Origin of the sequence: Pseudomonas sp. PLMAX (assembly GCF_046042685.1) — a bacterium.
In the GTDB taxonomy this organism is placed as follows: Bacteria; Pseudomonadota; Gammaproteobacteria; order Pseudomonadales; family Pseudomonadaceae; genus Aquipseudomonas; species Aquipseudomonas putida_AE.
Genome location: NZ_CP064949.1, coordinates 4,788,853 through 4,802,501 on the forward strand (window position 1 = coordinate 4,788,853; position 13,649 = coordinate 4,802,501).

Genomic DNA, 13,649 nt, shown 5'->3' on the forward strand with positions numbered 1-13,649 from the left:
GCATGGAGGGGCGGCAACGAAAACGCCGCGTACCTCCTGGCCGCCATCACCAATCAGGACGTCTTGCTGGCGATCTCCCTACCGCGCTATTCCCTCGACACCCTGCAACTCGCCCGTTTTGCCAGTGAGCCGCTGTGATGGCGCGCAACAAGGAAGCCGTCAAGCTGGCTACTGAACTGACCGAGAGCGTGATGTCTTACCTGCATATCCCGAGCAGAGCAAATCGCCGAAGAAGTGAGGGTTTCTGCGCGCCTCCTGTAACGCTAGCGCGCCGATTGCGTCAGGAACGGCGCGGAAAACAACGCGGTATCCGTAAGCTTTTCAACGTCGACGCGATGGGGAAAGATCTTCTTTTCCACGGACAGGTCATCGACTTGCTGCAAGGCCTGCACGTCCTGTGGCTCGACCGGCAACAGCGACTCGTCGCCCCAGCTGCGCAGGCGTTGCGAGACGTCCAGCGGGATATCGTTGAACTTGGCAAAGACTCGGCCGTATTCCTCGGGGTTCTGTTGGGCCAATTCGAATGCCTTGGCGAAACGCTGCAGTACGTCAGCAAGTGCCTTGCGCTTGAGCGGTCCCCGAGGGCTTCATCCGAGGCGGTAGTGAACGTCAGTCCGCTGTTGATGCCCTCGCCGCTGATCAACACCCGTGCACCCTGGCTCGGCGAAGGCCTGATAGATGCCGAACGTGGCCCAGGCCTCGATCTTGGCGGCGTTGAACGCCGCCAGGGCGTCGGTCGGCAGGCGAACGCGACGTTGACGTCCCGCTCGTCGACCCCGGCATTGGCCAGTGCGCGAATCAGCAGGTATTGGGAAATGCTGCCCCGGGCTGACGACACCACGACGCGGCCCTTGAAATCCGCCACGCTACAGATGGCCGAATCGGCGGGCACCAGGATCGCAATGCTCCGGGACTGGCTACGCCGTACCGCGACGATATGCAATGGCGTGCCACCCGTGGCGGCGGCCAGCGCCGGCATATCACCCGCCGGTCCCAGGTCGACCGCGCCGGCGCGCAAGGCTTCGAACATGGGCGCTGCCCCCTGGAAGTTCGCCCACTCCACCTTGTATTCAATGCCCTCCAGAGCATTGGCGGCCTCGACCACGGTGCGCAAACCCTTGGCCTGATCCCCCAGCACCAGCGTCACGCCGGACAAGTCGCTTTGCCCTGTGGCCGCCGATTTGCTTTCGACCGATTCGCCGCAACCGCTGAGCAGCAGCGCGGCGAATGTGAGCAACCCCACCGCAGATTTCCATACGCGCAGCGACATGGCGCTACCTCCCTGTAGCAAAAAAAGACGGGCGTCAGCCATGGGCAAACCGCCGCACCGTAGTGTTCGAAGCCTGGCGCTCGGCGACTGCCGCGGGCTCGACTTCAACCCCGAGCAAACCCAGGAGCCGCGCACGAATGGCCTGAAACCCGTCCTGGCCGCTGTCGCGGGCCCGGGGCAAGTCGATGGTCCTGATCGGCGATCTTGCCGTTGGCCAGGACGATGACCCGGTCGGCCAGCAGGATGGCTTCATCCTCGTCGTGGGTCACCAGCAGTACGGCTGGATTGTGTTTGCGCCACAACTCGATGATCAGCCGGTGCATGCGAATGCGCGTCAGCGCATCGAGTGCGGCGAACGGTTCATCGAGCAGCAACAGCTTGGGTTCGCGCACCAGGCCACGGGCCAGAGCCACGCGTTGCGCCTCGCCGCCGGAGAGCGTGACCGCGAAAGCTTCCAGGCGATGAGCCAGGCCGACCTCGGTCAGGGCCTGCACCGCACGCGCCTTGGCGTCCGGCACGTGCAGGCCCAGGATCACGTTCTTCCAGGCACGTTTCCAGGGCATCAAGCGCGGCTCCTGGAACACCGCCGCCCGCGCCTTTGGCACCAGCAACTGGCCGCTGTCGATACTGTCGAGCCCGGCCAGGCTGCGCAGCAAGGTGGTCTTTCCTGAGCCGCTGGCCCCTAGCAAGGCGACGAATTCGCCGGGAGCGATGTCCAGGTCCAGGCCGTCGATGACCCGCTGCTGGCCGAACTGGCGCACCACGTTGCGCAGTTGTACCGGTGCGCTCGAATGGGCAGGTTTGGGCGCATTCAAAAGATCGATGCTCGACATGTCAATTCCTCACGAAAGATGGGCGCCAGGCCAAAGCAAAACGTTCCAGGGTACGGATCAGCCCGTCGATCAACAGTACGAGGACGCTGTAGATCAGCAGGCAGATGACGATCACGTCGGTGCGCATGAAGTCCAAGGCATCACTGGCCAGAAAGCCGATGCCGGCGGTGGTATTGATCTGCTCGACGAACACCAGCGCCAGCCAGGAAATCCCCAGGGAGTAACGCAGGCCGACAAAAAACGAGGGCAAGGAACCCGGCAGGATCACATGCCAGATCAACTCGCGACGGTTGAGGCCCAGGGTATAGCCGGCCTCGATCAGCTTGGGGTCGATGTTGCGGATGCCGGCGAACAGGTTCAGGTACACCGGGAAGGTGGTGCCGGTGACGATCAGCGCGATCTTGGTGAATTCGCCGATGCCGAACCACAGGATGAACAACGGCACCAGTGCCAGGGATGGGATGGCTCCTACAAAAGCGGGTGCCCGAAAGACCAGCGCAATATTCAAGGACGCCTTCGCCGGCAAGCCGGGCTCCTACAAAAGCCGGCGCTCGAAAGACCAGCGCAATATTCAAGGGACGCCTTCGCCGGCAAGCCGGGCTCCTACAGTCCTACACCAACCGCTCAATCTTCTGATGCTGCCACACCAGCTTGTAATACAGCGTCTGCAACGCCAGCATCCCCAGATACGCCACCGGAAACGCCATCCATACCCCTTGCAGCCCGAACCGCGCGTCCAGCAGATACGCCACCGGCAACTGCACGCCCACCACACACACGATCGAGATCGCCACCGGCACCATCACCGTGCCGCTGGCGCGCATGATGCCGCCGATGATCGCCTGGAAGCCGAACACCAGCAGGCTCCAGAGCATGATGTGCAGCAAGTGCTCGGCCATGCTGCGGGTCGCGTCCTCGGTGAGGAACGAGCCCAGCAGCCAGTGCGACAGCAAATACCCCAACACCACCAGGCCGCCGGTCAGGCACACGTTGATCATCAGCCCGGTCTTCAAGATCGGCCCGATGCGCTCGATGCGCCCTGCCCCGATCGCCTGCGCCCCGAGGATCGACGCCGTGATCGCAATCGACAGCGCCGGAAACTGCACGTAATTGACGATCTGCGTCACCGCCCCGTACGCCGCCGTCGCCTGGGAACCGTGCTGGTTCACCAGCGCCAGAATCACCAACTCCGACAGCGACAACACCACCATCTGCAAGCCGGTGGGCAAGCCGATGCGCAGCACCTTGCCGAGGATCGCCCTGTCCAGCTTCATCGCCGCGAAAAATTCCCGGTCCGGCGCCAGCGGATGGCCCTTGCGAATCAGGCGCCACGCCAGCCACCCCATCGCCGCCAGGTTACCCGCCAACCCGGCAAATGCCGCACTCTGGATCCCCATCGGCGGCAACCCCAGCCACCCGCGTATCAACGCCGGCGTCAACGCCAGGCCGATACAGGTCGACACCACCAGCGCCAGCAACGGCGACAACGTATCGCTCACCCCGCGCAGCAACTGCGTGAACAACACGAACACCAACAGCGTCGGCATGAACCACAACATCACATGGGCATACGCCACCGCATCGTCCAGCACATCCCCCGGCGTCCCCAACCCCACCAATGAAGACCGCGCAAACACACTCCCGACCACCGCCGCCACCAGCCCGATCAGCAATCCCAACAACAAGGTCGAGCCGGCAATGGCCTTCACCAGATGCGTCTCCCGCGCGCCCCAGGCCTGGCCAATCAACACACCCGCCCCCGCACCCAGGCCGATGACCAGGGCGATGAAGAAGAACACGATGGGGAACATGCCCGACACCGCCGCCAGGGCCTGGGTGCCGAGCATCTGGCCGATGTAGATGCTGTTGACCGTGCCGGACATCGACTGGAGGAAATTGGACAGGACCATGGGCGCGAGGAACAGCAGGTAGGTTTTCCAGAGGGCGCGTTGCGGTTGGGCTGGGGTTTGCATGGGGGTAGAGGTCCATCTCGACGGCGGGCGTGTTGATTGAGGATAGCTTCGGTGAGTTACGGGCGAGGGGCAATGAAGATTTCGGCGCTATGTTTAATTTCCCGGCGAAGTGAAGAGAAAGGTCCGAGATTTCTTCGTCATGGGTCCTACAAAAAGCTCGGAATCCCTCACCTACCCCGCTGATCCCGTGCAGCTTATAGTCAGTCCCGTCGCCCAAATGGCGATTCAGGTTTGGCGACCTGATCACAGAGAATGCGAAGGCTATCCGCTTCATTGCAGGTATCATCGCACCCGCAAAGCCGCTGTTATGGCGGCTGTGCGCGGGAGACCTTCGGGTCTGCCGGTTTTCTCTGTTGCCGGTTCGCCAACCTGCGCACAGCTGCCACCTGATCGTTTGGCGACGACCGAGTGACGGCTTTAAGCCAATCAAATAGAGAACTTCACTATGAATCGATACATGCCCCTCACCGGAATCGACCTGGTTCCGGCCTCTCTGCTGATCGACACCCAAGCCCCACTCGACGTCCTGCAAGCCATGGCGGATTACCGTATCCGCACCGTGACGCAAGTGCTGGAAAACATCGCCTTTCGTGCCGAAATTGGCTGCGACACGGTGGTGTTGTCCGACTTCTCAAAACTGCTGGCGATCCCATTACGCGATGGTTGCGATTTGATGGATGTGATTGGCCGACGCTTGCGTGCCCAAGCGGCGGAGTAAATGAAAAGGGCGCCCAAGGCGCCCGCTTCTTTGATCCGTCGACAAATGATCCTGGCCCATTTTTCTGAATGGCAACCAGCAACAGTCAATGAATCTTCCATTGGCAACGACCCAGCGAAACCCCTGATAACTACCCTGAAGCCTGGCACTGAATCCTGTCGCCCTTGCAGTCTCTCTTGCCCAACCTACCCGAACAGGGTACAAATCGCTCAAGTTGTACGACAACATAATAAAAAACTCCCACTCCACACCCGAGTTGTCCTATCACCCTTCGAGATCTGCCATGCCCCGCCCTACATTTGCGCAAACCGTACCGCCACCCTTCCCCCGCCATCTCGCCTTGATCATTCTTTTGTGCATGGGCTGCGCGTTCGCCGGCAACCATGTGGCGGCGCGGGTCGCTTTTGATGATGGCGCGGGTGTGTTGCTGGCGATTTTGATGCGTTCTGGCGGGACCTTGCTGGTGCTGGCAAGCCTGGTGCTGTGGCAAAGACAAAGTTTGCGTCTGCCGGCAGGTGCATGGCGCTGGCAATTGCTGTTGGGCCTTCTGATTACCGCGCAGAGCCTGTGTCTGTATTCTGCCGTCGCACGGGTCCCGGTGGCGCTGGCGCTGCTGGTGGCGAACGTGTTTCCCATCCTGCTGGCGTTGCTCACCTGGGCGCTGGGTGGCCCGAGACCGACCGCACGCACCGCTACGTTGATGGGTTTGATTCTGGTGGGGTTGGTGTTTGTGCTGGATGTCCCCGGGCGCCTTTCGACCACGACCAGCGTCGGCCCGCAATGGCTGCTGGGCGTCGCGCTCGCGTTCTGCGCCGCCAGCGTGTTCGCCTGCGCGCTGTGGATCACCGACCACAAGTTGTCTCAGGTGCGTGGTTCGGTGCGCAGTCTGCTGACCATTTTCATCGTCTTCAGCAGCGTCAATCTGGCGGGACTGACGGGCGCCCTGCCAGGCGGACTAAACCTGCCCGCAACCTCGACCGGATGGCTGGCTCTGGCCACTCTGGTTGTGCTGTACGGCACCGGTTTTATCGTGCTGTTCATTTCGGTGCCTCGGCTGGACATGCCACGCAATGCACCGGTAATGAACATCGAGCCGTTGGCGACGTTGCTGATGGGCTGGATTGTGCTGGATCAAATGCTCAGTGCGGGGCAGATCCTGGGTGGGGTGATTGTGGTCACCGGCATCGTTTTGCTGACGTATCGCAAATCAGTTATCAAGGCTGACGCCGAAGCTGTGGTGTGAGAATGCCTCGATGAACCGTAATCGTTTCACGGCACCGCTTGCGCGATATCCCCACAAAAGAATATCGGTGCTGCCATCTCGCATTCGAGTGAAATGCAGCTGGCAACAGGCCCGCTGCGAAAGCTTTTGGCACCTTGCGCACGATATGTCATTGGGTGCGCAAGGTCGTCTCAGCCTGCAACAGGGCCGCATCCGGCCCTGATGAATTACTGCCGGGTGCCGGGCAGCAGTTCAAAGGTAGGGGTAAAAGGCGTAATGGCGGCCATCAACCGTTCGAAGGGTTTGTGGTCGCCTTCGAAGGTAGCTTTTCCCGCCGCGACGAGTTGAGCGAAGCTGGTTTTCCTTGCCATCACGCCTTCAAGATCCGAGCGGTCAAGGGTAATGGTCAGGTCAGCCTTTTTCGCTTGCTGCCCCTTGATGGTGGTCAGCGTTGAATTGCTCAACTCAACCACAAACTGTTCACCGTTGTCGGGTGTCCTGAGATTCAGAACCAGGTGTTGATCCGCAACCTTGCTGCCGTCCAGGGCAATGCCGAGGTATTCCAGCCACAACTCGGTGCTCATCGCGCGGATCATGTCCGGCCCGGTGGGTTTCGGCGGCACTCCCTTGGGCATGCCATGGCGTAATTCATACGCCGCCGCCAGGAAGCTGTTGCGCACGCCAGCACTTTCCTTTTGATAGCCAACCTGCTCATAGACGTCCGCGAGCAAGTCCTTGGCCTGGGTGTTCTGGGGTTCGGCGTACACCAGTTTGTTGAGGATTTCATAGGCTTCGCGGTATTTGCCCTGATCGAACAGGGATTTGCCCTTGACCATGATTTTGTCCGCGCCTCCCATCATTTCCACGTACAGCGGTGCCGAATCTTTCGGAGACAACGGCATCAGTGTCGCCGGGTTGGCATCCCAGTAACCCAGGTAGCGGTTTATCACGGCACGGCTGTTGTGCTCTTCGGAGCCGTGGTAGCTATGGGTCGCCCAGTTGTTTTTCAGGCTTTCGGGCAACTTGTAGACGTTTTGGATCTCGTTGATGGTGACGCCCTGGTTGGCGGCGTGCAGCACGGCATTGTTCAGGTTGGCATAGGCATCGCGTTGCGCGCGCATGACGTCCTGAATACGCTCATTGCCCCAGCGTGGCCAACTGTGGGAGGCGAACATGACATCGGCCTGTTGCCCGTAGCGATACAGGGCGTTGTTGATGTTTTTCGACCAGACCAGTGGATCACGGACCAGAGCACCGCGCAGGGTGTAGATGTTATGGATGGTGCCGACGATGTTTTCAGCTGCCCAGAATGCCTTGAACTGCGGGAACCAGGTGTTCATCTCTGCCGGCGCCTCGGTGCCGGGAGTGCTTTGGAACTCCATTTCCACACCGTCGATGGTCAGGGACTCGAAATCTTTCTCGATGTAGCGATTGGGTTCGATCAGGCCCATGTTGCCTAGCGAGGCATTTTTTCCGATAGCCATGTCGACATGGCCATAAGGGCTGTGCGGCAGCATCACGCCATACTGGAAAAAGGCGCGCCGGGTCATGGCGTTGCCGGCGTAGACGTTTTCAGCCACGGCATGCTCCATGAAACCGGTGGGTGCTATGAGCGGGATCTTGCCGCTGCGCACATCGGCTTCATCGACCAGACCGCGGACACCACCGAAATGGTCGGCATGGGAGTGAGAGATCACTATCGCCACGACCGGGCGCTTGCCGAGTTTTTCATTGATGAAATCCAGCGCAGCCTTGGCGGTTTCCTTCGACATCAGGGTGTCGAACACAATCCAGCCCGTATCGCCCTTGATGAATGTGATATTGGCCAGGTCGAACCCACGCACTTGGTAAATCTTTTCCGGAACGACCTCATACAGACCGAAGGCCATGTTGAGTACCGCCTGGCGCTGCAAGGACGGATTGATACTGTCGTAGTCCTTGCCCCCGAGCAGGAAGTCATAGCTGCCCATGTTCCAGGCGACATTTCCGGCTTCGGCCATGATCTTGTTGTAGGACGGTGCCGCGATGAAGCCTTTCCTGGCTTCTTCAAAATCACGTTTGTCCGCGAACGGAAGGGTCTTGCGTACAGCATTTTGCGCTTCGATCGTGTAGGACGAAGGCGCTTTACCCTTGCTGTCGAAGTGCGAATTTTGTGTCGCTGCCGGTTCAGGATTTGCGTCGTTTGCCACGGCAGCAAAGAGCAGAGGGCTGATGCCGCTCCCAAGGGTGATTGCCAATGCCAGATGAAGGGTCTTGTTGTGCATGGGGGTTCCTGCGCCAGAGGGCCATGAGCGTCAATGGGGAAATTTGCGCTCGATTGTATTTATTGGGTACGCGTCACCTTGACCCGCCTGGCCATGAATAGCATATTCATTTCATTACGAAAAATTCCGTTTCAGCCATTTTCGATAACATAAAGGTTATGAGATGACACCGCGTCGCTTACGTCAGTTTCTGGCATTGATTGAGCAGGCACACTTTGGTCGAGCGGCCAAAGCGTTGGGGGTTTCCCAGCCGGCGCTGAGCAAAAGCATCCAGTTACTGGAGAGCGAACTGGGGGTCACGCTGTTTGATCGACGCTCAGACGGCGTCGTATTGACGGCGTTTGGTCAGTTGCTACGGGAAAAAAGCCAGCGCCTGTTAGTGGCCGAGGAGGATTTGCGCCGCGACATCACCCTGTTGGCGGGTGGCGATATCGGCGCGCTGAAAGTGGCCTTGGGTCCCTATCCGAGTGTCACCAGCGGATACGCCAGCATCGCGCGTTTGCATGCCCGACATCCGCAGATCAAGGTCACTGCCCATGTCGCCGGCTGGCGCGAAGTCGCTCATCAGGTCGCCACGGGTGCAGTGGACCTGGGGATCGCCGAAATCAGTACCTTGCAAGGCCGGGAAGAGTTCACCTGTGAGTTGCTGGGTGAGCATGTGGGCCGTCTGTTTTGTCGCCCCGGCCATCCCCTGCTATCGCAAAAACGTTCACCAACGCTGGCGCAAACACTCGACTACCCTTGGGTGGCCTCGCGCATTCCGCTGCGGTTGGCGACCCATTTGCTTCCGGCAACGTTGGGCTGTGCCGGCGCCTACGATCCCTTGACGGGTGATTTTGTACCGGCGATCGAAATAGACGTGCCCATGCAAATCGTCAAATTCGTCGAGAACAGCAATGCCCTTGCGTTAGGCAATCTATCGACTTTCGAGCAGGAAATCAGCGCAGGGGCAATCGTGCCGTTGCCCGCCCATGACCCTGCCCTGCGTACCCGTTATGGCTTCATTTACCTGAAAGAGCGCTCACTGCCACCCGCGGTAGAGATTTACATGCGGGAGGTGCGAGCTGTGGAAGCAGAAATTTGTCAGCGTGAGCGCATCCTGGCCCGGATGGGCAGCGAGTGAACTGAGTTATATATCCAGGAACGCAATGCGACATTATTGAGCTATACCCAATAGTCCCCCCAACGCACTTCTTCCATTATTGGAGGTTGGCAATGAAATCCTGTCTCTCCCTTTCAGCACTATTGATGACCGCAACGCTCTTGGGCTGCTCCAGCTCTTCACACCACCAGTCAATGAATCTTCCTTTGGCAGCGACCCAGCGAAACCCCGGTCACACCGCCACGACTACATTGACCGGCGAAGGCAATCAGACCAACTTTGACTTCTACCTGAGCGGCGTTCCCAACGGCACCATCCTGCCGCCGCGCATCTACACCTTCATCAACAAAGGCAGTTGCCAGCAACCCGGGGCAGTCGCGTTCGCAATGAACGACAAGGTCAACACTGAACCCAATGCAGGCACCGGTGGATGGACGTTTTACAGGAGCGCGCCGATCGCCATGCCAGACCTGCTTTCCGGCAAGTACGCTGTCGTCGTGCGCACTTCACCCGAGGATGGCAGCGCCGATATTTTCTGTGGCGATGTTGTACATGCGACTCGATGAAACACCCATCGCCGTGAGTAGTTGAGTCGCGTTGTATGTGGCGATTGTGTTTACCGTTTCCAGGTTGGTGTTAATCCAGTTTGTAATACTGGCGTTACATCAGCCACTAAAGCATTGCAATCGCCCGTTCATTTGGAAAAACCGCACTAGACTCCTTCCTGCGCCTTAATCCGTGCACGGTCATGCAACAAGGGGGAAATGATTCTGTACGCAGTACCTGGGGCTAATTACTCGGTGGTCAATGCACGAAGGGGGCAATGTTGATGTGCACTCATCACCCGGTTGCCAACAGCATGAAACAACGAGGATTCCTGGTATGGAACAGCTATCGGATCGTTTCAAACGCTCAATAGTGTTTGCCGCGCTTTTGTCATTGACCGGGCTTGCCCACGCAGCCCAGACGGAAAAGACCAATATCCTGTTTATCGTCTCCGACGATACCGGCTATGGCGACCTGGGCCCCTACGGCGGTGGGGTCGGTCGAGGCATGCCCACGCCCAGCATCGATCAACTGGCGGCAGAAGGGGTCACCTTCTACTCCTTTTATGCCCAGCCCAGCTGCACACCGGGTCGGGCGGCCATGCAAACCGGGCGTATCCCCAATCGTAGCGGCATGACCACCGTGGCCTTCCAGGGCCAGGGCGGCGGCTTGCCAGCCGCCGAGTGGACACTGGCATCGGTGTTGAAAACCGGCGGCTACGACACCTACTTCACCGGCAAATGGCACTTGGGCGAAGCCGATTATGCGCTGCCCAATGCTCAGGGTTACGACGTGATGAAATACGTCGGCCTGTACCACCTCAACGCCTACACCTACGCAGATCCCACCTGGTTCCCGGACATGGATCCGGAAACCCGCGAGATGTTCCAGAGGGTCACCAAGGGCGCATTGTCCGGCAAGGCGGGGGAAAAACCGGTCGAGGAATTCAAGGTCAATGGCCAGTACGTGGACACGCCGGTCGTAGACGGCAAACCCGGCGTGGTCGGCATTCCGTTCTTTGATAACTATGTCGAAAAAGCTGCCCTGGAGTTTCTCGACACGGCGGCCAAATCGGACAAGCCGTTTTTCATCAACGTCAACTTCATGAAAGTGCACCAGCCCAACATGCCGGCGCCGGAGTTCGTTCACAAGTCCATGTCCAAGTCCAAGTACGCCGATTCCGTCGTCGAACTTGATACCCACATCGGCCGCATCATGGACAAGCTCAGGGCGCTCGGCCTGGATAAGAACACCCTGGTGGTCTACACCACTGACAACGGGGCCTGGCAGGATGTCTATCCGGACGCCGGCTACACCCCGTTCCGCGGCACCAAGGGCACGGTGCGTGAAGGCGGCAACCGAGTACCGGCCATTGCCGTCTGGCCAGACAAGATCAAGCCGGACAGCAAAAACCACGAAATACTCGGTGGCCTGGACTTGATGGCGACGTTCGCTTCTGTGGCTGGCGTGAAGTTGCCGGAGAAAGATCGCGAAGGTCAGCCCATCATCTTCGACAGCTACGACATGACCCCGGTACTCACCGGCAGTGCCCCTTCTCCGCGCAAGGAGTGGTTCTTCTTCACCGAGAACGAACTGTCACCGGGGGCGGCCCGTGTCGGCAACTACAAGGCCGTGTTCAACCTGCGCGGCGACAATGGCGCGCAAACCGGTGGTTTGTCGGTGGACACTAACCTGGGATGGAAAGGCGCCGAAAAATATGTGGCCGTCGTGCCGCAGGTCTATGACTTGTGGCAAGACCCGCAAGAGCGTTATGACCTGTTCATGAACAACTTTACCGAACGCACCTGGACAATGGTCCCGATCTCGGCCGCGATCATCAAGTTGATGAAAACCTACGTCGATTACCCTCCCCGCAAACTGCAAAGCATGGGTTATGACGGGCCGATCGAGCTGTCGCAGTACCAGAAATTCCAGTACGTGCGTGACGTCCTGAAAAAAGAAGGTATCAACCTGCCGATGCCAGCGGGTAACTGATCAGACGCGATACGTGGCGGCTTCATCAGGGGGTCGCCACTTCGCAAGCAGCGGGGTATGGAGCGATGGCAAATGACAGCTAAGCTTCCTCTGGAGTGAGCTCTTCACTACAGCCTCGGAGGGGAGCCAATGAAACGCTTCGTCATGCTTATTACCATCACTTTACTGACCACTGCTTGTCAGTCGGATGATTACGGCATCACCAAACTTGATAATTGTGTCTGCTATAAAACGCCCGAGGGACAACACATACAACTGTCGCAAGTGGCATCTATAGACCCTGACACCTTGCAGGAAAATTTCTCGCATTGCGTTTGCCGAGCCTTGGTTGACCTGAAGAAGGTCGATGATCCCGGTAAATTTTTCGTGCCCGGAACTGAAATCAAAACTCAAATCAAGTAAGGGTCTTGTGTCGGCAGCCTCATAGTTCGGGCATTGGCCGGCTTTCGTTCGGCGACGATTTATGCCACGGATAGCCCTTCGAACTGAGTTGAAAGGCGTAATCGAACAAACGCTTCATGTACTCGCCATCGAATTTGCGGGTGCGCGTAAAGTCAAAATCGGCGCCAATGTAGGCAAGGTTGAAGTCGGCTCCATCCTGCTGCGCCATACGGTAGATGCGCTCCAGGTCGCTGATCCCCTGGGTCTGGATCAACGCACTGATGGCCCGCCCGCCGATGCTCAACGTACGGCGCTTCGTCCCGGACCACTGCGGCTCCAATGTCCCGTTACGAATGACATAGAAATGCCGTTCCCGTCGCAAAGGGACTCCGGCAGCACGGTTCAGTCCCACCAAAGTGCCAGGCGGGTAAAGAAACACTTGGGTGATCACCCCGCCGTCCACGTGCATTTCATGGAACTGCTGGCCGTCTACTTCCACATCGATCATGACGGGTGAGACCGCGCCGGGAATGCTCATCGACGCGAGCATGATGCTGCGGAACAGGTCGAGCGCGCCCGGTGCCTGGCTTGAGGCAATGGCGCCCATGTTCCAGGTGACGGGTCGCCCTGAATCAAGGTCGGTTGTGCCGATCAGCAAGATTCTTCCTTTGGCGTATTCCGAAGCTATCGCCGCAAGAATCCGCGTAGTGATGTATCTGGAAATGAGCCGCGACAGTGGCTTGCTGTCCGCGATACCGTCGCTGGCAAAACGGGTGAGCACGTTTCGCGAATGAAAGATGTCTTTGGGCCCGACTGCGTTGGAGACGTAGCGAATCACACCGTCGTACTCAGGCCCCAGGTAAGCGAACGGGGCGATCAGGGCACCCGCGCTGATACCCGTGACCACCTTGAACACGGGCCGGGTTCCATGGGTAGTCCATCCAGCAATCAGCCCCGCGGCGAATGCGCCTGCATCACCGCCGCCGGAAACGGCCAGCATGCTTGCCAGCGGCAGGATATCGTTCGGCTTCCCGGCCTTGGCCAGCTCCTCGCTTTCACGTCTGTTGGCCTGAACCGCATCCTGGATAAACGGTGTCAGGTCGTGGTCCAACCGGTAGCGGGCATTGGGTATACCCGGGATGACCGCTTTGTCCGTCAAGGTTTGCGGAACGGCGTCACGGCGTGGCAGACAGGCTTGAAGAAACATGTCCAGGGTCAAGTCGCCGGGTTTGAGCGGGAATGGTTTCACAACGCTTCCTCCGGTGCGTGAGCCGGCTGCACGCCAGCCGAGCGCGACAGCTCATTCGAACGCCAGGTCGCTCAGTTTGCGCTCCTTTACAGGATA

At 59.0% G+C, this 13,649-nt stretch carries 9 protein-coding genes and 4 pseudogenes; 7 read left to right on the forward strand and 6 right to left on the reverse strand.

Translation table 11 applies throughout. From position 1 onward, the window contains the following. Positions 1 to 9: 9 nt before the first annotated feature. Positions 10 to 238, forward strand: a pseudogene (locus DKB71_RS21680) (MurR/RpiR family transcriptional regulator); the annotation flags it as partial. Between the two features lie 25 nt (positions 239 to 263). Here DKB71_RS21680 and DKB71_RS21685 read toward each other — a convergent pair. From DKB71_RS21685 to DKB71_RS21700, 4 genes and pseudogenes are all read right to left on the reverse strand, one after another. Beyond that, positions 264 to 1,270 (reverse strand): annotated as a pseudogene (locus DKB71_RS21685) (ABC transporter substrate-binding protein). 34 nt (positions 1,271 to 1,304) lie between these two features. Beyond that, positions 1,305 to 2,103, reverse strand: a pseudogene (locus DKB71_RS21690) (ABC transporter ATP-binding protein). A gap of 1 nt (position 2,104) precedes the next feature. Next, a pseudogene (locus tag DKB71_RS21695) lies at positions 2,105 to 2,566 on the reverse strand (ABC transporter permease); the annotation flags it as partial. Between the two features lie 148 nt (positions 2,567 to 2,714). After that, on the reverse strand, positions 2,715 to 4,076 hold the full coding sequence (locus DKB71_RS21700; RefSeq protein ID WP_323608223.1) for an MATE family efflux transporter: 1,362 nt from the start codon (positions 4,074 to 4,076) through the stop codon (positions 2,715 to 2,717). A 445-nt stretch (positions 4,077 to 4,521) separates the two neighbouring features. Here DKB71_RS21700 and DKB71_RS21705 point away from each other — a divergent pair, with 445 nt between their 5' ends. After that, positions 4,522 to 4,794, forward strand: coding sequence for a hypothetical protein (locus DKB71_RS21705; RefSeq protein WP_408597330.1), 273 nt, complete (start codon positions 4,522 to 4,524; stop codon positions 4,792 to 4,794). A gap of 283 nt (positions 4,795 to 5,077) precedes the next feature. Then, positions 5,078 to 6,037 carry an EamA family transporter gene (locus tag DKB71_RS21710; RefSeq protein ID WP_406592131.1) on the forward strand — a complete coding sequence of 320 codons (960 nt, stop codon included), beginning with the start codon at positions 5,078 to 5,080 and terminating at the stop codon, positions 6,035 to 6,037. A gap of 206 nt (positions 6,038 to 6,243) precedes the next feature. Here DKB71_RS21710 and DKB71_RS21715 read toward each other — a convergent pair whose 3' ends face one another. Further along, positions 6,244 to 8,280, reverse strand: coding sequence for an alkyl/aryl-sulfatase (locus tag DKB71_RS21715; protein ID WP_408597331.1), 2,037 nt, complete (start codon positions 8,278 to 8,280; stop codon positions 6,244 to 6,246). 163 nt (positions 8,281 to 8,443) lie between these two features. On the opposite strand from DKB71_RS21715, the gene DKB71_RS21720 reads away from it, so the two are divergent. The 4 genes from DKB71_RS21720 to DKB71_RS21735 all read left to right on the forward strand — a co-directional run bounded on the left by DKB71_RS21720 (position 8,444) and on the right by DKB71_RS21735 (position 12,325). Next, the gene (locus tag DKB71_RS21720) at positions 8,444 to 9,403 is read left to right on the forward strand and encodes a LysR family transcriptional regulator (protein WP_274076633.1); all 960 of its coding nucleotides are present in this window, start codon (positions 8,444 to 8,446) and stop codon (positions 9,401 to 9,403) included. 92 nt (positions 9,404 to 9,495) lie between these two features. Then, on the forward strand, positions 9,496 to 9,948 hold the full coding sequence (locus DKB71_RS21725) for a hypothetical protein (RefSeq protein WP_408597333.1): 453 nt from the start codon (positions 9,496 to 9,498) through the stop codon (positions 9,946 to 9,948). Positions 9,949 to 10,264: 316 nt separating this feature from the next. Continuing rightward, entirely contained in the window at positions 10,265 to 11,923 is a 1,659-nt protein-coding gene (locus tag DKB71_RS21730; RefSeq protein ID WP_408597335.1) for an arylsulfatase, read from the forward strand. 129 nt (positions 11,924 to 12,052) lie between these two features. After that, positions 12,053 to 12,325, forward strand: a complete 273-nt coding sequence (locus DKB71_RS21735) for a hypothetical protein (RefSeq protein WP_274076630.1) — start codon at positions 12,053 to 12,055, stop codon at positions 12,323 to 12,325. 19 nt (positions 12,326 to 12,344) lie between these two features. Here DKB71_RS21735 and DKB71_RS21740 read toward each other — a convergent pair whose 3' ends face one another. Continuing rightward, the gene (locus DKB71_RS21740) at positions 12,345 to 13,553 is read right to left on the reverse strand and encodes a patatin-like phospholipase family protein (protein ID WP_323627735.1); all 1,209 of its coding nucleotides are present in this window, start codon (positions 13,551 to 13,553) and stop codon (positions 12,345 to 12,347) included. Positions 13,554 to 13,649 lie beyond the last annotated feature (96 nt).